The sequence below is a fragment of the Halobaculum limi genome (genome assembly GCF_029490015.1).
In the GTDB taxonomy this organism is placed as follows: Archaea; Halobacteriota; Halobacteria; order Halobacteriales; family Haloferacaceae; genus Halobaculum; species Halobaculum limi.
Genome location: NZ_CP120468.1, coordinates 1,378,419 through 1,396,524 on the forward strand (window position 1 = coordinate 1,378,419; position 18,106 = coordinate 1,396,524).

The following is an 18,106-nucleotide window of genomic DNA, read 5'->3' on the forward strand; positions in this document are numbered from 1 at the left end:
CTGGCTCCGTTCTCGTCGGCCGTCATCGGTCGGAATACGCCCGTCCAGCGTTCGCTGGGGCTCGTGTCAACTGCTCACGTACCGCGGAGATTTTAACCACGGGCGTAGTTGCACACGTGAATGCGGCTTCGAACGGCACTCAACGACTACAAACGCGACCGGGGACACGGCACCGCGGGCACCGCTAGCACGGCGTTCGGGGCCCTCTCCGGACGTGGAGCACGACTGGTTCATGTGGACTCGTCGGGCGGAATCCGTGACTTCTCATCAGCGCTGTCTGGGCTTTCGGGCATCGATAGGTCGCGGTTCGGTATCGAGACTGGAGAGCGAACCTACTGGTTCGACCAACTGGAGACAGTCCGTCAACACTACTACCGCGAGACGACGCTCGTGGAGACGGAGTACGACGCAGGCGAGTTCACCATCCACCAGTACGACCTGACGCTCGGTGGCTCACACGTCACACACGTCGAACTCCGCGGGTCGGTCCCGCCGGAGGCACACCTCGTCGCGTTCCTGACGCTCGCACCCGAAGGGCAGGAGACGCGCGTCGGCCGCCTCATCCACGACGGCGCTGGACCGGTCGACGGCGACACCGTCGAGGTGTTCCACCGCGACGAACACGACTACATCACGGCCTCGACCGGACTCAGCGACGTTCGCGCACAGATTCCAGAGCGGTTCGAGGAACTCCTCGACCCCGACCCCGTCGCACTCCCACGTGAGGGTGCGCTGAATCGGTACGAGGACACCCACCTCAGCGGCGACGTGGTCGTCACCGCACCGCTCGAACGGGCCGGGCGCGGACTGCGGACGTCGCTCGTCACCCTGCTCACCGACGGCGACGACCGTGAGGGAGCGATCGCTGACCTCCGTGATACGGCCATCGAGTACGCCGCCGCAGACGAACTGCGGACGGTCGCCCGCGAGCGAACGGCGGTCTCAGTCCCGGAATCGGGACCGCGTCGCGGCACCGTCCGCGCCGACCTCCGCGCACTCGACCTGTTGGAGGCGTCGACGGGCGCACGCATCGCCGGGCCGGAGTTCGACCCCTTCTTCCGCAACTCGGGTGGCTACGGCTACACTTGGTTCCGCGACGACGCCGAGATATCCAGCCACCTCTTGGGGTCGAACGACCCGCTCAATCTCGATTTGGACCCGGAGAAACTGGCTCGCTCGGCGCGGTTCTACTGTGCAACCCAGCAGTCTGACGGCTCGTGGCCCCACCGCGTGTGGGCCGTCGACGGGTCGCTCGCCCCGGGGTGGGCGAACGGTCGCGTCGAGGGGCGCGACGACTCTACAGAGTACCAGGCAGACCAGACGGCGACGACTATCGCGTTCCTCGGGAAGTTCCTCCGCGTCCACGGCGACCACCTCTCGTCGGCCGACGAGCGCCGCGTGCGGGAGGCCATCGCGGCGGGCGTCGACTGCCTCGACGAGACGCGCGAGGACGACGGCCTGCCCGCACGGTGTCAAAACCTCTGGGAGGACAACTCCGGGCGGTTCACCTACACGGCGGCGACGTACGTGCAGGCGTACGCCGCCGTCGCCCGCGCCCCCGTGAGCGAGGACCTCGCAGAGCGGGGTCGACGCGGCGCAGCGGAGACGTTCGAGGCGCTCGACCTCCTCTGGGACGAGGGCAGTCAGACGTACGCCGCCGGTCTCGACGGCGACACGCTCGACGACCGCTTCGATACCTCGACGTTCGCCGTCGTCGACGCGTTGGCGGCGGTCGAGGCGCTCGATTCGGTGACCGTCTCCACAGACGACATCGACCGCGTGTCTGATCACGTCCGAGCGTCGCTGGGAGAGTTGTACCGTGAGTCCGACCAGTCGAACATCGCCGGACTCGTCCGATACGAGGACGACGACTGGCGAACCGACGGGCAACACGACGAGAAGATATGGACGCTCGCGACCGCGATGGGCGCGGCGGGCGCGGCCGAACTCGGTGCGCTGTTGCACGACCGCGGGCGCGAGCAGACCGCCAACTGGATGTTCGACGAGGCCGCAGACCTGTACAGTCTCCTGGAGAGTGACGGTCCCCTGACGACGCGGATGGGGTATCTCCCCGAGCAGTGGTACGACGACGGCACGCCCGACAGCGCCACGCCGCTCGGCTACTCGCACGGCTACCGCCTGCGGGTGACGGGGACGCTGGCCGAACACGACGCGCTTCCGAGTGCCGCCGCGCCGCCGAAAGCGCCGCCAGACCGTCCCCGGTGGACGACCGGTGAGAAGTACGGCGTCGGGACCGCCGCCGACCACGACGAGTCGGAGCCTTCGCGCGTGTGGTTCACGCTGACGAAGGGAGCGCTCACCGAAGTTCGGTTCCCGCGCGTCGACCTGATGAACCTCCGGACGCTCGATTTCATCGTCTCGGAGGCCGACCACGAGTACACCGTCCGCACACACGTCGAAGGGACGCGCGACACCGACGACACGGTCAAGCGTCGGGTCGAACCCACCGAAGACGACGCGCTGTTGTTCCGTCACGTCGTCACCGAGACGGGCGACGGGCGCGGCCACGGGTGGGAACTGCGCGTCGAGTACGCCGCCGACCCCGGCCACGACGCGTTGGTCGCAGACATCGAGTTCGAGGCCGAGGACGGCCGTGAGTACGAGGTGTTCGCGGTCGCCGACACTGCACTCACGAACACGGGGACCCGCGATCGCGGCCTGCGACTGGGACAACCCGGTAGCCACCACCTCGTCGCACGCGACGCCGAAGCGTACACCGGCGAGGGCGGCGACGCGATGCTCGTCGACGAGAGCGGCGACGGCTACTCGGTCGCCGTCGCGATGGCGACCGCAGACCGCTTCGACTGGGCGACCGTCGGTGCCGCCGGCAGCGACGAACTCACCGAACTGCTCACCGAGGGCACCGTCTCCGGGACGCGGTCGTCTATCGACGACGACAACGTCGTCCTCGTCGGGCGACTCGGCACGGGGAGCCACACGACCGAGACGCTCGCACTCGGATTCGCCCGCCAGGCAGACGCCTCCGCCGCCCTCGGTGAGGCGGTGGGTGCACTCGCGAGCGACTACGAGGCCCTTCGATCGGCCTACCGCGACACCTGGCAGGCGTTCCTCGCGGACAAGCCACTGCCCGACTCCGTCGCCACCGACGAGGAGTTGACGAACCAGTATCGCACCTCGCTGATGACGCTGCGGGCCGTCGAGGACAAGACGTACCGCGGCGCGTCTGTCGCCTCGCCGTCGGTTCCGTGGGGCGAAGCCGTCCACGCGGGCGAGCAAAAGGGGTACGGCTACAACTTCGTGTGGGCGCGTGACCTGTATCAGGTGTTCACGGCCGCGGAGTTGACCGGCGACATCGAGACGGCCATCGACCAACTGGAGTATATCTACGAGTACCAGCAAGACGAGGACGGGTTCATCCCGCAGAACACCTACCTCAACGGCATCACCCGCTGGGGTGGCGAGCAGATGGACAACATCTCGTTCCCTGCGGTGATGGCGTACCACCTGTGGGAGGACGGTGTCTCCTTCGAGGACACGCTGTACGACTACGAGAACGTCCGTCGGTCGGCCGACTACGTCGCCCGCAACGGACCGTTCAGCGCACAGGAGCGCTGGGAAGAGGAGTCCGGCTACTCGCCGTCTTCGATCGCCGCCGAAATCGCTGGCCTGTCGTGTGCCGGGAAACTGGCGCTCGAAGAGGGCCACGAGGCGGACGCGCTCGTGTGGCTGGCACTCGCCGACCGCTGGGTCGACGAGGTGGAGTCGTGGACGGCGACGACGACCGGCACCGACCGCCACGAACACACGCCGTACTACGTGCGCGTCACTCGCGACGGCGACCCCGACGCGGGCCACCACCGGACACTGGCGAACAACGGTCCGCGACTCGACGAACGCGACATCATCGACGCCGGCTTCCTCGACTTGGTGCGACTGGGGATCAAGCCGTGGGACGACGAGACCATCGCGAACTCGGTGCAGGAGGTCGACGACACCATCCGCGTCGACTTGCCCGCCGGCGCGGCGTTCTACCGCTACAACGGCGACGGCTACGGCGAACGCGACGCCGGAGACATGGGCGCGCCGTGGTCCGTCGAGGAACACGGGAAGGGTCGCCTGTGGCCCCTCCTGACGGGCGAACGTGCGGAGTACGAACTCCACGCACACCCCGAACTAGAGGACCGTGACCCGGCGCTGGAACCGACGGAACTGCTGTGGACGATGCAGCGGTTCGCCAACTCCGGGCGGATGATCGCAGAACAGGTGTGGGACCGCGACTACCGCACCGAGTACGACTGGGGCTTCGGCGAGGGGACCGGCAGTGCGACGCCGTTGGCGTGGGCGATGGCGCAGTTCGTCCGCCTGGCACACGGCATCGACGCCGGCGAACCCGTCGAGACGCCCACGTTCGTGCGCGACCGGTTCCTCGACCGGGAACTCCACGACAGCGACAACAAGCCCGCCCTGCGCGTCGACACGCGCTTCCAGGGCAACACCGTCGTCGTCTCCGGCAAGACGACCGGCGAGCGCGTCGCCGTGACGACGCCTGTCGACTCCGCCGTCCTCACGCCCGAGGACGGCGAGTACGAGGTGACGCTCGACATCGAGTACGGCGAGAACGACATCACCGTCGCCGCCGCCGCCGACACCGACCTCGAATCGGCCGCCACGACCGTCTCGCGGTTCACGGTCTGAGGACCGTCGCGGTCGACGGCGTGACGTTTACCTAATATTACCTTATTCTCATTCATATCTGTATTAGTGAAACCTGCAAAGCCTTTAATATGGGATAGTCAGTGTCAGTTGATATGACCGAGCCGGAGACGACGTACGTCGGCAAGGCGTGCGCGTACATCACCCGCGGCGGATCCGAACTGTTGGTGTTCGAAGGCCCCGGCCACGACGGACTGCAGATTCCGAAGGGAACGATCGAAGCCGGTGAAGACCCCCGCGCTGCGGTGTACCGGGAGGTTCGCGAGGAGAGCGGTCTCGCGACGCTGTCGAGCGTCGACCACGTCGCGACCGACGTGTGGATGCGCCGCGAGTCGCCGCCGAAGGCGTACGTCCGCCACTTCTACCACGCCCGTATTCACGAACCGCGCGACGAGTGGACGCACGTCGTCCACGACGGTGGCGACGAACACGGCAGCGAGTTCGAGTTCTCGTGGATCGGAATCGAGGAGGCGCGTCGTCGCGGCTTCGCACTCGAATTGAACGACTACGTCCACGCGATCTCGGGGTCGGGAGTGGCCCACCAGTTGGCGGAACCTGCCGACTGATCCGAGCGAGACGACGTACCGACGCTCCCGGTGTCGCCTGCGAACGGATTTATATGTAATTCGACCGAACAACTATGCGTATGTCCGCAATGGACCTCACCTGGCACGGTCACTCGACGTGGGCGGTCGAACTGGGCGACACGCGTCTGCTGATCGACCCGTTCTTCGACAACCCACACACGAGTCTGGAACCGTCGGACGTGGCCGACCCCGACTACGTCCTGATCACTCACGGTCACGCCGACCACATCGCACACGCGAGTGAGTTCTCGGACGCGACGCTCGTCGCCACGCCCGAACTCACCGGCTATCTGAGCGAGGAGGCGGGCTTCGAGGACCCCCTCGGGATGAACATCGGCGGCACCATCGAGTGCGGCGACGCGTACGTCACGATGGTTCGCGCCGACCACACCTCTGGTATCAACACCGGCTACGAGTTCGAGGCCGGGATGCCCGCTGGCTTCGTCATCTCCGACAAGGTTCCGACGCAGACGAGCGACGAGGAGAACACCACGTTCTACCACGCCGGCGACACGGGGCTGATGAGCGAGATGAAAGACGTGATCGGCTCGTTCCTCGAACCCGACGCCGTCGCCGTGCCGTGTGGCGATCACTTCACGATGGGGCCGTGGCAGGCGGCCATCGCCGCCGACTGGGTTGGGTCGGAGTACGCCTTCCCGATGCACTACGACACGTTCCCGCCCATCGAGATCGACGTCGACGACTTCGTTCGCGAGGTCGAAGCCACCGCCGGGCCCGCCGAACCGGTCGTCCTCGAAGGCGACGAGACGTTCACCATCGGCGAGTAACCCTGGTTCCGACGGGGTGGTTCTCCCACCCCTTCACGCTTCTCTCGTCGACGCTGGGTGACGAGTCGTACACGAACGTTCTCCCATAACAAGGTTTAGGCGGCGCGCAGTCGTGCGATCGAACGCATATGTCCGACATCGAGACCGCCACGGTCAGCGAGGAAGGGTTCACGAGCACGAGCGAAGTCGGCGAGTTCGAGTTGACGATCGACGCGCTCGGCGAAGACGGTCCCGACCCCAACTCGGTCCTCGTGGCCGACTACGCCTCTTGTTTCCTGCCTGCGTTCCGCGTCGGCGGCCAGCAGCGTGGCGTCGACGACCTCGGGAAGGTCCAAATCGACGCCGAGGCCGACCTCGACGACGACGACGACCTCACCGCTATCCGCTTCGACATCTACGTCGAGGCCGACGTCGACGACGACACGCTCGCGGAGATCGTTGAGCGCGCAGAGGGCATCTGTCACGTCCACACGGCGCTGCGCGAGGGCCTGCACGCCGACATCACTACGCACGGCGACGCGTTCTGAGGCGGGCGGCGCAGTCGCTTCGACTTCGTTTTTCTCGCAAAATTGGACGGCCAGCGACGCGTCTCTCCAGCTAGGAGGGCCTCAGCGAGGGGTGTCACCTTCGCCGCGGTACGTTCGGTACGTCATCGCGCGGCCGTCGATGATGACCACGTCCTCGTCGGTGTGGTCGGTACCCCCCTCGACGGGGTCGGCTGGCTCGTCCCGGAAGACGTACGGTGAGTCGCGCTCTTCCATGTTACTCACTACCACGTTACCGGATATAAACCTTCGTCAGACATTCCCACACACGATATTGTCGGACAACGAGCGCCACGCTCCCGCCGTCAGGCCACCGCGTCACCGTTCGCTGCCGCGTTCTGCCTCCAACACCCGGTCGAGTTCGGTGAGGTCCTCGATGACGTAGTCGGGGTTGTGCGGCGAGGCGGCGACGGCGTCGCGGCCGGTCACACCGGTCAACACCAGCGCCGTCGTCATCCCTGCGCGTTCACCGAGTGCGATGTCGGTGTCGAGGCGGTCACCGACGACGAGACACTCCCCGGGTGCACGGCCGATTCGGTCGAGGACGAGATTCTGTGCGGGTGCGGACGGCTTCCCGAGGACGGCGTCGGGGTCGTGGTCGAGGACGCCCCGCACGGCGTTGATAACCGCACCGGACCCCGGGACGAACGCGTCGGCACCGGGGATGACCCGGTCGGGGTCGGTGCCGACGTACGGCGTGCCGTCGCCGAGTGCCCACAGCGCCCGCGTGAGGTCGTCGTAGTCGAACGAGCGGTCGATGGAGACGACGCCCGCCTCGGCGGCGTCGGGGTCGTCGGTCACGGTCAAGCCAGCGGCGTCCAGTTGCTCGACGAGGCCCGACTCACCGAGGACGTACAGCGTGTCGTCGGCGTGGTGGTCCTGCAGGTAGACGACCGTGCTATCGGCGGCAGTCACCACCTCCTCGGCGCTGGCCTCGATGCCCGCGGCTCCGAGTCGGTCGACGTACGCTGCGCCGCCTTTCGTCGGGTTGTTCGAGCAAAAACAGAGCGAGACGCCCGCCGTCCGGAGGCGAGCGACCGCGTCGGCCGCGCCCGGCAACGGGTCGTTCCCGCGCACGACGGTTCCGTCCACGTCGAAAACGACTCCGCGTATCACGTGCGTCGTTCGGGCGCGGCGGAGTTGAAGCCGTCGGCGACGACGGCGTGACGCCGACCACCGGCGAGTCGATCCGGTATCACGGATTCGAGAACGGTAACGCGTATGTGTCGTCGGCTCCGGGGATCGGATACAGTGACCGCCGCGCAGCTGACGTTGGTGCAGATCGACAACTACGGCCCGTGGACCGTGACGCCGGAGCCTCGTCGGGAGATGGACCTCCAGACGCTCCAGTCGCGCCTGTTCGCGGATCTGGCACAGTACATCGGCAACCGAGGCGGCTACGTCTTCTTCACCCGCTTCGACAATATGGTCGCGGTGACGAACGGCCTCGACCGCCGGGACCACGAACTCCTCCAAGAGTCGGTCGGCAACCGGTTCCCCGTGACCGTCAGCCTCGGCATCGGAGTCGACGAGGTTCCCATCGACGCCTTGGAGACGGCGACCGAGCGGGTGCAAGCCGCCGGGTCGGCGCAGTCGTCGGACCGCAGCGAGGGGTTCGGCGGTGAGTTCCGAACCGAGACGAGCGACGACGACGTACACATCGCTCACTTCGACGTGAACGACGCGACCGGCAAGTACACCGACCGCCTCAACGAGTTCGACTCGTTCATCAACATCGAACACGGCTACGCCAGCCTGATGCGGTACATGCGCGAGGAACACGGCGCGCTGTCGTTCTTCGTCGGCGGCGACAACGTCATCGCGGTGTGTCCGGACCTGACTCACGACGAGTATATGGGTGCGATCGACCACGTCGCCGAGGACGCCGACGTGCAGTTGAAGGTCGGCGTCGGAACCGGCGCGACCCCACACGAGGCCGGGTACGCGGCCAAACACGCCCTCGAAGACTGCCGGTACGAGGGGACGCTCGTCGAGTTCGCCCACGACTGACCCGCCGCGCACGCGGTGGACGCCGGCGTGAGCAGCATCGGTGGGACGGCCGGGCGACCGGCCATCATACTCATCACCGAGTACGGTGAGGAGACGGTGTACCGCTCGGCTCGGACGCGCAGTCGGTCGACCACATCCCACCCCACTCATATGACCCTCGACCCATCAGAAACGACTCCGGACAGCCACGAACGCACACCCGTCGAGACGCAGGCCGGACTGCTCATCGACGCGTTCCTCGAACACGAAGACGTCGATGCGGGCGTCGAAGACGCCATCACTCGACTTCGAACCGACGGCTACCTTTGGGACGCGCTCGAACTCCTCGTCGTCGCACAGAAGGACCCGGACGCCGCTGGCAGACTCCTCGTCGCCGCCGGCTTGAACCAGTAAGTCGCCGTCGGTACGTTTGTGCCGTTCGCCGTCCACCGTCCGTCGATGAGCGATGCCACCGACACGGACCGCCGCGCGCGTGCCCGCGGCGCACTCCTCGGGCTCGCGTGCGGCGACGCACTCGGGCGGCCAGTCGAGGGAGCCACCGCCGCGGCGGTCCGAGACCGACACGGGCGCGTGACCGAGATGCTCGGCGCAGACGGGAGCCGCGCCGGGACGCCGACCGCGCCGACCGCTCGGGCACACGAGACGGCTCGACGACTGCTCGGAGGAGCCGACACGGACGACCAGAACCCGACCACCGGGACGGGTCGGCCCGCGGACGTCCTCGCCGCTTCCGTCCCGTACGGCCTCGTGGCAGCGGCGACCGACCGGCGTGTGGCGGCCGTCGCAGCGTCAGGCGTCGGCGACACCGACCCGGATGCGACCGAGGTGTGTGTCCTGTTGGTGACGCTGGTCGGTGCGTTGGTCGACGGTGACGACGTCGAGAGCGCGCGGTCGACTGCCCAGACCGTCGCCGTCGACCGGGGGGCACCAGTTGCGCTTCGAGAGACGCTCGCGGTCGTCGGCGACCGGGCCGCCGTCACGCTCGACACGAGCGGCGGTGTGGCCGCGACGCTGGAGACGGCGCTTCACGAGGCGGTCGCCGCCGACACGCTGGAGGAGGCGGTCGTGTCGGCAGTGAGTCGGGGCGGGGCCGCGTCGTCGCTCGGGTCGGTCGCCGGAGCGGTCTCGGGGGCGCGGTTCGGCGACGCGGCGGTTCCGCGACGGTGGCTGAACGAACTGCGTGACGTCGAGACGCTCACCGAGCGTGCGGACTCGGTCGCGGCGGCGTCGCTGCCGCGGTAAACGATCGCGCGGCGAGGTGGGCACTCTCGCCCGAGTAGTACACGTCGTAAAAACGCAGCGGCGTTACTGGATGTGGCCTTCTTCGCGGAGTTGCTGTGCGTCGTCGGACTCATAGCGCCAGACGACCTCCGCCTTCTCGTCTTGCCAGTCCCACGGTTCGGCGATGACGATGTCGCCCTCTTTCACCCACGTCCGGAACCGCATTCGGCCGGGAATCCGGCCCATCCGCTCTTTCCCGTCGGCACAGCGAAGCGTCACTCGCCGGCCACCCAGCATATCGGTCACGGTCGCGAACACCTGGTTGTCGTCCGGCATTCTGAGGGGCTTTCGGCCCGTCGAATCGTCGCTCATAACCGAGGATTCGTGACGGAGTGGGATAAGTTCGTGTATTCGATACCCTCACCCGCTCGCGATGTCTCTTTCACGCGTGTGACGGCCGCACTCCGGCGGTAGATACGGTGAACGTACCTTTATGCTCCACCGAACGGATAGCCAGTCGGGCACCTCTGCTAGTGGTAGCCACGGGCAGAACCGACCACGTCCGAACCTGCCGAGACGCGACTGCACCTTCTCGACCCGTTCGTGTGTGCCCACCGGAAGGTGAGCGACGACGCCGCCACGGAATGGAGTACACTCATGGAATCACAACAACCCAGGGTATCGTTGACCGAGAGTTTCAGTACGCTCGCCGATCCGTATCGGCGTCGCATCCTCGTCGCGGTCGGTCAGTCGAACCCTCGTAAGGAGGACGAACTGGCGTCCTCGGAGGTGTTGGGTGACCTCGGCGAGGAGTACGACGAGTTCGTCAGCCATCGGCTGTACCACATCCACCTGCCGAAACTCGCCGACGCGGGGTTCATCTCGTGGGACCACGAGACCGGTGTGATCACTCGCGGCCCACGGTTCGAGGAGGTCAGACCGCTGATCGAGTTGCTGGACCGCCACGCCGACGAACTGCCTGCGAATTGGCCGTAGGAAGTTCCAGTGGTGGGCGGGTGGTACATTTATAGTCAAGCCAGATATTCGAGAGGACACTCTGTTTGGAACGTCAACTGTGTGGGAGCGTGCGTTCGGTCTTGACGAGCGACGGCGTCGCGTTCTCGCGCACGCCGGCTTCGTCGAGCGCGTGCCTCGCGAACATCTCGACGACCGCTGGGTCATTACTGACCGGGGGCGGCTCTATCTGGCCGTTTGTAGCCAATTTGGTCGGGAAATCTATAGAGTTGGCTAACGAGCTTCCTCAATCTGTCTTCAGCGAGGTCTATCTCCCGGGATCTATTGCACCGGAATATTCTGTTTATATCCGTGGGCCCGATATTCCAAATTTGGCACTCTTAGAGCAGCTTACTGGTGACGGTCACTGGGGGGACCCAATTTTGGCCCGCTATCCATTAGATTCAGGGTCTTCCGACTAGTGTCCGCTGGGTAATCTGTTTTCTCAGCCGAAATCGAATACGTCACCGGTTGAAACCTTCGCCTGCTCGTCCCCCTCCTCGTGACCCGACGGTCCCCAGCCGACAGTGTCCTCGACGAGGTCGCGCACGGTCTGTGCGTGCATCCGCCGGACGTCGACCGGCGTGTCGCCGTGAACAGGACGAACGCGACCCCACGTCGTCCCTGAGTCGACCGCGAACCGCGACGCGATCAGCGACCGTAGCTGCCGACGCTACAAGCGGAACCGTCCCTCCGCAGGGTACTCGTCGCTTATGTGAATCGGGTGGGTTTCAAACTGAACACCCACGCCTCAGCAGTAAGATGAGAGCGCACAGGAAGTGGGGTCGGAGGGATTTGAACCCCCGATCGACTGATATCTCCGGTTCGCACCTCGGTACTCCAGAGGGTCGTCGTCGCGTCCGATGATCAGTCGGACGCTCGGTATATCAGTCTGGAGTTCGTCACCGGGCGCTTTGCCTCTGGAGTCAGTCGCCATACCGGGCTTGGCCACGACCCCGTGCGTTCAAGTGTTCATCGGAGTGCCGTAAAGGGATTTCGATTGCAGCCGTCTACTCGCGGTCCGTCTCGCCCCACGAACACTCCTGACACTTGAAGGCGGTCACGAACTCCGTAACGCTGGGCATGTAGCCGACCGAGAGGACGTCGCCGCCGCACTCGGGGCAGTCGCGGTCGGCGTCCTCGATAGCCTCAGCGTCCATCACGGAGTCCCCTTCGACCAGTTCGGCGAGTCGCTTCGGCGTGACCATCCGTCCCTCGACGACGCGATTGCTCATAGGCGTACGACGGCGGGGAGACGGGTAAAATCTCGCGGTCCGCGTGAGGGCGGTGTGCCGTTACAGCCAGGGGGCGCGCGACGGTTCGTCGTCGTCATCGTCGTCTTCGTCGTCGTCCGCACTCGTCGTCTCTCGACTGTCGACCGGGTCGATACCGAGCGTGGGTGCGGTCGAGGAGTCGGCGGCCGGCGACGTGTCGACGGTCGAGTCGGCAGCGTCCGTCGCGTCGGCGTTCGATTCGGCACGCTGGTCGGCCCCCGCGAGGTCGTCGCCGCCGTCGGTCGTGACCGCAGCGTCAGCGGGCGCGTCGGTCTGTGGCGACGACGCGGCGTCGTCCCCGCTACCGAGTTCGCTCTCGGCGTTGGGGTCGTACGCGAACAGACCCGTGACGAACAGGACGCCGAGTGCGACCGGCTTGTCGGTGGGGAGTAGTCCCAGCACCGACAGCGCGAGCATCCCCAGTGCGACCGCAGACCCGAAGCGGAAGCGGTCGATATCGACGCGTTCGCGCAGGTGGTCGCCGCCCAGGGCAATAGCGAGCGCGAAGCCGACGCCGACGCCGGCGGCGGCCCCGGCCCGCGCGAGCAGCGAAGGGTCCATCGTGACGATCAGTTCCGCGCCGGAGGGCTGGAACGACGCCAGCAGACCCAAGCCGATGATCGCACCCGGGCTGGGCAGGTACTCACCGATCTCTGCGCTGGCGGTCTTGGCGGCGACCGCGAGGATGACCAGGCCGGCGAAGCGGTGGAAGACGGCGGTGTCGAGGAGGCTCTGGATCGTCTGTGCGAGGGCAGCCTCGACCATCGCCACGGGGATGAGGACGACGCCAAGCAGGAGGATAGAGATAGCCTTCTCGCGGGGCGTTCCCTGCATCTCCGCGAGGACGACCGCCATCGTGGCGGAGCCACCGAAGATGAGCAGGCCCGTCTCCAAGATGCCGAAGGGGACGGTCAGCGCGCCCGCGATGACGAGTGCGGGGAAGATGCCGTCGACCAACGGCAGCGCCATCACCGTCGCGAGGAGTCGGGTCGCGCCGCCGACCTGTCGCTCGAGGCGCAGCGCGATGGGGTGTGCTGAGGTACTCACGACTCAGCGATACGACCCGGCATAACCCGCGACCGGACGGGAATCTGGTGACGACCCGGAGGCGACGGATGCTCGGGAAAGGAGGCCTTCACGGCGTTCTCCTGTCAACCAGTCGAGTCCGCGTTTGAACGGAATAAATGTCGGGAGTGCGGCGTTGTCGCTCACCCAGCCGACGATACCCGTTGCAATGCGGGACTCGAAGTCCATACTGATAGTCAATTGGAGGTGAGACTTAATGATTGCGTGGGACGTGCCCACACAGTGCGGAGAGTTCTTCGCTCTTGTTTATATAACCGACTACAGATTATCGCCGGAATCGACTGTGGCCCGTTGGACTATCGAAATCCGAGTAGTATTTTCGCAATACTTGCAGGTGCGAGGAGACCACCTGTTCGTCCCCGGCCCGCACCCGGTTCGTCTCGAATTTTCCGTCGGCAGGTGATTCGTCCGATCTGTCACAGACGTGTATACTCTACTCGTCACGGTCCCGATCCGACCGCGTATCTGTACACACTCGTGTGTTACTCCGTGTCCAACGGCCGTCGCTCTCGGAACGTTTTTGCGGTGGCCCCCACCACCGTTGATATGGCGAACGACGGTTTCGAGGGCAGTCAGTTCTCGCAGAAACTGGAGGTACCGGAAGCACTGACGTTCGACGACGTCCTGCTTCGACCCAAAGAGAGTCGGGTCGAACCCGACGAGGCCGACGTCTCGACGCGCGTGTCCACGAACGTCGAACTCAACATTCCCGTCCTCTCGGCGGCGATGGACACCGTCACCGAGTCGGAGATGGCTATCGCGATGGCCCGCGAGGGCGGTCTCGGCGTGCTCCACCGCAACATGAGCGTCGAGGAGACCGCCGCCGAGGTCGAACGCGTCAAACGCGCCGACGAACTCGTGATCCGACGTGAGAACGTCGTCACCGCCGCGCCCGACCAGTCCGTCCGCGAGGCCGACGCGATGATGGAACACGAGGGCGTCTCGGGTGCGCCTGTCGTCGACGACGACGACACCGTCCTCGGCATCATCTCCGGCACCGACATCCGTCCGTACCTGGAGGTCGGTGAGTCCGACGCCGTCAGCGAGGCGATGACCGACGAGGTCATCACGGCCAGCGAGGACGTGAACGCCCGCGAGGCGCTCGAACTGATGTACGACCACAAGATCGAGCGCGTCCCCGTCGTCGACGACGGGAACCACCTCGTCGGCCTCGTGACGATGCAGGGCGTCCTCGCACGCCGCGAGCACACCAACGCCGCCCGCGCGAGCGACGAGTCGCTTCGTGTCGGCGTCGCCGTCGGCCCGTTCGAGGAGGAACGCGCCGTCGCCGCCGACGAGGCGGGCGCGGACGTCCTGTTCATCGACTGTGCACACGCGCACAACCTCAACGTCCTCGACTCCGCGGAAGCGATCAAAGCCGAGGTCGACGCCGACGTCGTCGTCGGCAACATCGGCACCCGAGAGGCCGCCGAGGCCGCCGTCGACTTCGCCGACGGCCTGAAGGTCGGCATCGGCCCGGGGTCCATCTGTACCACGCGCGTCGTCAGCGGTGCGGGGATGCCGCAGATCACCGCCGTCGCGCAGGTCGCAGACGTGGCTGCCCGCGAGAACGTCCCCGTCATCGCGGACGGCGGCATCCGCTACTCGGGCGACGCCATCAAGGCGGTCGCGGCGGGCGCAGACGCCGTGATGCTCGGGTCGTACTTCGCCGGCACCGACGAGGCACCGGGCCGCGTCATCACGATGAACGGCAAGCGCTACAAGCAGTACCGCGGGATGGGATCGGTCGGCGCGATGTCGGAGGGTGGCGGCGACCGCTACCTCAAAGACGCCGACGAGGACGAGGATTTCGTTCCCGAGGGCGTCGAGGCGGCCACCCCGTACAAGGGGCCGCTCTCGTCGGAACTGCACCAACTCGTCGGCGGAATGCGTTCGGGGATGGGCTACGTCGGCGCGGAGACGCTCCCCGGCTTCAAGGAGCGCGCAGAGTTCATCCGTGTCTCGCAGGCTGGGCAGACCGAGGGCCACCCCCACGACGTGACCATCACCGACGAAGCGCCGAACTACAGCCCCGAGTAAGCAACCAGCGTCGCCGACCGATTCCGGCGTCCAGCGGGTATCTGTCTGTCGAGTGAACTGTCGGCCGGTAGGCTTTCGATGGCGCTTCCCGTACGTACCTTCGGTGGCTGGTGGCCACCGCGGACTGTGGGGCACCACAGCAAGTGTGACGCGAACTCGTCACCCAACCCCACACGTTTTGGATCGATTCTCCCCACATCGCATACGGTTAAGTATCCGGCGACGAGAACGCAGAGTAATGACCGGACGGCGGCGGCTCACCCAGACGGGGATCCGAACGACAGTGCCCCGGCCGACCGTCCCCAAGGGGTATCTTGATAAGTATTCGTCTGCGAACACCAGAACGAACGGACGGAGCGCGAGAGAATGAGCGAGGACACGGACCCCATCGACGGGACGAACGGCGATGAGCCACCGGTAGTCCTCGTCGTCGAAGACGAACCCGACTTGGCAGACTTGTACGCGGCGTGGCTTGGCGTCGACTACGACGTGCGCACCGCCTACGGGGGCCACGACGCGCTCGACGAACTGTCCGACGACGTCGACGTGATTCTGCTCGACCGACGGATGCCGGGCCTGTCAGGTGACGAGGTCCTCGACGAGGTGCGTGACCGCGGCATCGACGCCCGTGTCGCGATGGTCACCGCCGTCGAACCCGACTTCGACATCGTCGCGATGGGGTTCGACGACTACCTCGTCAAGCCCGTCACGCGCGAGTCGCTGTTGCAGACGGTCGAAGGGCTGTACGACCGCTCACAGTACGATTCGCGGATGCAGGAGTTCTTCGCCGTCTCCTCGAAGAAGGCCGTCCTCGAGGCCGAGAAGGGACGGGCCGCACTCGAAGAGTCCGAGGAGTATCAGGAACTCGAACGCCGTGCGGCGGAACTGCGGAAGGAACTCGACGATGACGTCGCCGGGTTCGGGGAGTCCGACTTCGACCGAGCGTTTCGCGACCTCGACGGAGACGAGGACGACGACCTCTTCGACAACAGCGATTTCGACGACCTCTAAGGGCAGCGTACTCGCTCGATTCAGTCACTCTTTAGCGGCGCGACCCCTACGAGAGGAACCGTTCGAGTCGCGCCATCGCCTCCTTCAGGTCGTCCAATCCCGTCGCGTACGAGATGCGGATGTGCCCCTCGCCGCCGGACCCGAAGGCGGTGCCCGGCACCGCGGCGACCCCCTCCGCCTCCAGTAACTCTGTGGCGAACGCTCGCGCGTCGCCATCGGGGGCGACGTCGGCGACTCGCGGGAACGCGTAGAACGCCCCGCCCGGGTCGGCCACGTCGAGGCCGAGTTCGCGCAGGCGCGAGACGAGATAGCGACGGCGGCGGTCGTACTCGCGGCGCATCTGCTCGACGTCGTCGTCACACCGCCGGAGCGCCTTCAGCGCCGCGTGTTGGGCGGTCGTCGGCGCAGACAGCATCGTGTACTGGTGGACCTTCGTCATCGCGTCGACCGCCTCGGGCGGCCCCATCGCGTAGCCGAGACGGAGGCCGGTCATCGCGTACGCCTTCGAGAAGCCGTTGATGACGACCGTCCGTTCGCGCATCCCCGGTCGGGTCGCGACGGACTGGTGGTCGCCCTCGTAGGTGAGCGCGGCGTATATCTCGTCGGCGACGACGAGCAGGTCGTTCTCGCGACAGAACTCGGCGACGGCGTCCATCTCGTCGACGTCCATCGTCGCGCCCGTCGGGTTGTTCGGGTAACAGAGGACGAGGACGTCCGCCTCGTCTGCGCCCGCCTCCAGCAACGCCTCGGGCGTGAGCGCCCAGTCGTCCTCGTGGTGGGTGTGGACCGGGAGTGGGTCGCCGCCGGCGAAGCGCACGCCCGGTTCGTAGGAGACGTACGTCGGCGTCGGCAACGCCACCACGTCGCCGGGGTTCACGAACGCGCGGAACGCGAGGTCGACCGCCTCGGATGCGCCAGTCGTTACGAGGATCTCCGAGTCGGGATCGTACGACTGGTCGTATCGCTGGACGCGGTCGGCGATGGCTCGCCGGAGTTCGAGCGTCCCGCGATTGGCGGTGTAACTGGTCCGCCCGCGCTCCAGCGACTCGATGGCGGCCGACCGCGCGGGCCACGGCGCGGTGAAGTCGGGTTCGCCCACGCCCAGCGAGATGACGTCGTCGCGCTTCTCGGCCACCTCGAAGAACTCGCGGATGCCCGAGGGCGGTACCGACGCCACGCTGTCGGCGGGTGTGAATCGCGAGCCCTCACGCTCGGCGTGTTCCGACTCGCTCGCGGTGCCGCCGTCGGATTCCATCGGATCGTCGCCCTCACTCATGGCGTCACCGAGAGGCGGTCGTCGTCGTCGTGGTCGGTGAAGCGGATGCCCCGCTCTTTGTACGTCTCCATCACGTAGTGGGTCACGGTCTTCGTCACCGCGGGAAGCGGCGCGACCTCCTCAGAGACGTATCGGGAGACCTCACCCATCGACGACCCCGAGACGTTGACGGCGAAGTCGTAGTCGCCCGACATCAGGCGGAGCGAGTCGACCACGGGCGACTCCGCGATGCGTCGAGCCACGTCGTCGTAGTCGGTCTCGCGGTCGAGTTCGACGTTCACCTCGACGACGGCGCTGACTCGTTCCTCGTCGATGGCGTCCCAGTCGACAATCGCGGTGTAGCCGCGCAGCGCCCCCGCTGCCTCCAACTCCGCGAGTGTCTCCTCGACTTCGGCTTCGTCCATCCCGGTCTGGCGTGCCAGGTCGGCGGTGGACTCGCGGGCGTCCGCGACGAGTGCGTCGATCAGGCTGCGGGTTGCCTCGTCCATGTGCCCGACTGCACAGCGCCGGCCAAAGGGGTTTCGCACGGTGCGATATGCGCGACCACGCCACACGGCCG

At 66.4% G+C, this 18,106-nt stretch carries 17 protein-coding genes and 1 tRNA gene; 10 read left to right on the plus strand and 8 right to left on the minus strand.

What is annotated here, in order from left to right; genetic code table 11:
• Positions 1 to 120 precede the first annotated feature (120 nt).
• The 4 genes from P0D77_RS06905 to P0D77_RS06920 all read left to right on the plus strand — a co-directional run bounded on the left by P0D77_RS06905 (position 121) and on the right by P0D77_RS06920 (position 6,597).
• A complete protein-coding gene (locus tag P0D77_RS06905) occupies positions 121 to 4,677 on the plus strand; it encodes a DUF7997 domain-containing protein (RefSeq protein WP_277555546.1) in 4,557 nt (1,518 codons plus the stop codon).
• A 113-nt stretch (positions 4,678 to 4,790) separates the two neighbouring features.
• Positions 4,791 to 5,261: an NUDIX hydrolase gene (locus P0D77_RS06910; RefSeq protein WP_277555547.1), complete on the plus strand. Its 471-nt coding sequence runs from the start codon at positions 4,791 to 4,793 to the stop codon at positions 5,259 to 5,261.
• Positions 5,262 to 5,350: 89 nt separating this feature from the next.
• On the plus strand, positions 5,351 to 6,070 hold the full coding sequence (locus tag P0D77_RS06915; protein ID WP_277555753.1) for a metal-dependent hydrolase: 720 nt from the start codon (positions 5,351 to 5,353) through the stop codon (positions 6,068 to 6,070).
• 128 nt (positions 6,071 to 6,198) lie between these two features.
• Positions 6,199 to 6,597 (plus strand): OsmC family protein, encoded by a 399-nt coding sequence (locus P0D77_RS06920; RefSeq protein WP_277555549.1) that lies wholly within the window; start codon positions 6,199 to 6,201, stop codon positions 6,595 to 6,597.
• An 81-nt stretch (positions 6,598 to 6,678) separates the two neighbouring features.
• Here P0D77_RS06920 and P0D77_RS06925 read toward each other — a convergent pair whose 3' ends face one another.
• The gene (locus tag P0D77_RS06925) at positions 6,679 to 6,831 is read right to left on the minus strand and encodes a hypothetical protein (RefSeq protein ID WP_277555551.1); all 153 of its coding nucleotides are present in this window, start codon (positions 6,829 to 6,831) and stop codon (positions 6,679 to 6,681) included.
• Between the two features lie 102 nt (positions 6,832 to 6,933).
• Complete coding sequence (locus tag P0D77_RS06930; protein ID WP_343218148.1) at positions 6,934 to 7,731, minus strand: HAD-IIA family hydrolase; 798 nt, start codon at positions 7,729 to 7,731, stop codon at positions 6,934 to 6,936.
• A gap of 135 nt (positions 7,732 to 7,866) precedes the next feature.
• On the opposite strand from P0D77_RS06930, the gene P0D77_RS06935 reads away from it, so the two are divergent.
• From P0D77_RS06935 to P0D77_RS06945, 3 genes are read left to right on the plus strand one after another with little or no spacing between them, the layout of a single operon-like run.
• Positions 7,867 to 8,625, plus strand: coding sequence for a GTP cyclohydrolase IIa (locus P0D77_RS06935; protein ID WP_277555555.1), 759 nt, complete (start codon positions 7,867 to 7,869; stop codon positions 8,623 to 8,625).
• A 27-nt stretch (positions 8,626 to 8,652) separates the two neighbouring features.
• Complete coding sequence (locus P0D77_RS06940; RefSeq protein WP_277555557.1) at positions 8,653 to 9,018, plus strand: hypothetical protein; 366 nt, start codon at positions 8,653 to 8,655, stop codon at positions 9,016 to 9,018.
• A gap of 45 nt (positions 9,019 to 9,063) precedes the next feature.
• Positions 9,064 to 9,867 (plus strand): ADP-ribosylglycohydrolase family protein, encoded by an 804-nt coding sequence (locus P0D77_RS06945; RefSeq protein WP_277555559.1) that lies wholly within the window; start codon positions 9,064 to 9,066, stop codon positions 9,865 to 9,867.
• 63 nt (positions 9,868 to 9,930) lie between these two features.
• Here P0D77_RS06945 and eif1A read toward each other — a convergent pair whose 3' ends face one another.
• Entirely contained in the window at positions 9,931 to 10,218 is a 288-nt protein-coding gene (eif1A, locus tag P0D77_RS06950) for a translation initiation factor eIF-1A (protein ID WP_277555561.1), read from the minus strand.
• Positions 10,219 to 10,530: 312 nt separating this feature from the next.
• Here eif1A and P0D77_RS06955 point away from each other — a divergent pair, with 312 nt between their 5' ends.
• Entirely contained in the window at positions 10,531 to 10,842 is a 312-nt protein-coding gene (locus P0D77_RS06955) for a DUF7344 domain-containing protein (RefSeq protein ID WP_277555562.1), read from the plus strand.
• Positions 10,843 to 11,640: 798 nt separating this feature from the next.
• Here the strand turns inward: P0D77_RS06955 and P0D77_RS06960 are convergent.
• The 3 genes from P0D77_RS06960 to P0D77_RS06970 form a co-directional block, all read right to left on the minus strand.
• Positions 11,641 to 11,818, minus strand: a tRNA-Trp gene (locus tag P0D77_RS06960).
• 52 nt (positions 11,819 to 11,870) lie between these two features.
• Positions 11,871 to 12,095 (minus strand): DUF5795 family protein, encoded by a 225-nt coding sequence (locus tag P0D77_RS06965; protein ID WP_277555563.1) that lies wholly within the window; start codon positions 12,093 to 12,095, stop codon positions 11,871 to 11,873.
• A gap of 60 nt (positions 12,096 to 12,155) precedes the next feature.
• Positions 12,156 to 13,181, minus strand: a complete 1,026-nt coding sequence (locus P0D77_RS06970; RefSeq protein WP_277555565.1) for a DUF5794 domain-containing protein — start codon at positions 13,179 to 13,181, stop codon at positions 12,156 to 12,158.
• A 585-nt stretch (positions 13,182 to 13,766) separates the two neighbouring features.
• On the opposite strand from P0D77_RS06970, the gene guaB reads away from it, so the two are divergent.
• The gene (gene guaB, locus P0D77_RS06975) at positions 13,767 to 15,260 is read left to right on the plus strand and encodes an IMP dehydrogenase (protein WP_277555566.1); all 1,494 of its coding nucleotides are present in this window, start codon (positions 13,767 to 13,769) and stop codon (positions 15,258 to 15,260) included.
• Between the two features lie 366 nt (positions 15,261 to 15,626).
• On the plus strand, positions 15,627 to 16,271 hold the full coding sequence (locus tag P0D77_RS06980) for a HalX domain-containing protein (RefSeq protein ID WP_277555567.1): 645 nt from the start codon (positions 15,627 to 15,629) through the stop codon (positions 16,269 to 16,271).
• 46 nt (positions 16,272 to 16,317) lie between these two features.
• On the opposite strand, the gene P0D77_RS06985 is transcribed toward P0D77_RS06980, so the two are convergent.
• Both P0D77_RS06985 and P0D77_RS06990 read right to left on the minus strand, forming a co-directional pair.
• Positions 16,318 to 17,547, minus strand: coding sequence for a pyridoxal phosphate-dependent aminotransferase (locus P0D77_RS06985; protein WP_277555568.1), 1,230 nt, complete (start codon positions 17,545 to 17,547; stop codon positions 16,318 to 16,320).
• Positions 17,544 to 18,035: an Lrp/AsnC family transcriptional regulator gene (locus P0D77_RS06990; RefSeq protein ID WP_277555569.1), complete on the minus strand. Its 492-nt coding sequence runs from the start codon at positions 18,033 to 18,035 to the stop codon at positions 17,544 to 17,546. Before P0D77_RS06990 ends, P0D77_RS06985 begins: the two co-directional genes overlap by 4 nt.
• Positions 18,036 to 18,106 lie beyond the last annotated feature (71 nt).

Coding starts and splice junctions, on each gene's coding strand:
- P0D77_RS06965 (WP_277555563.1), bottom strand. CDS start 12,095: ATGAGCAATCGCGTCGTCGAGGGACGGATGGTCACGCCGAAGCGACTC.
- eif1A (WP_277555561.1), bottom strand. CDS start 10,218: ATGAGCGACGATTCGACGGGCCGAAAGCCCCTCAGAATGCCGGACGAC.
- P0D77_RS06920 (WP_277555549.1), top strand. CDS start 6,199: ATGTCCGACATCGAGACCGCCACGGTCAGCGAGGAAGGGTTCACGAGC.
- P0D77_RS06910 (WP_277555547.1), top strand. CDS start 4,791: ATGACCGAGCCGGAGACGACGTACGTCGGCAAGGCGTGCGCGTACATC.
- guaB (WP_277555566.1), top strand. CDS start 13,767: ATGGCGAACGACGGTTTCGAGGGCAGTCAGTTCTCGCAGAAACTGGAG.
- P0D77_RS06990 (WP_277555569.1), bottom strand. CDS start 18,035: ATGGACGAGGCAACCCGCAGCCTGATCGACGCACTCGTCGCGGACGCC.
- P0D77_RS06985 (WP_277555568.1), bottom strand. CDS start 17,547: ATGAGTGAGGGCGACGATCCGATGGAATCCGACGGCGGCACCGCGAGC.
- P0D77_RS06925 (WP_277555551.1), bottom strand. CDS start 6,831: ATGGAAGAGCGCGACTCACCGTACGTCTTCCGGGACGAGCCAGCCGAC.
- P0D77_RS06905 (WP_277555546.1), top strand. CDS start 121: ATGCGGCTTCGAACGGCACTCAACGACTACAAACGCGACCGGGGACAC.
- P0D77_RS06980 (WP_277555567.1), top strand. CDS start 15,627: ATGAGCGAGGACACGGACCCCATCGACGGGACGAACGGCGATGAGCCA.
- P0D77_RS06915 (WP_277555753.1), top strand. CDS start 5,351: ATGGACCTCACCTGGCACGGTCACTCGACGTGGGCGGTCGAACTGGGC.
- P0D77_RS06945 (WP_277555559.1), top strand. CDS start 9,064: ATGAGCGATGCCACCGACACGGACCGCCGCGCGCGTGCCCGCGGCGCA.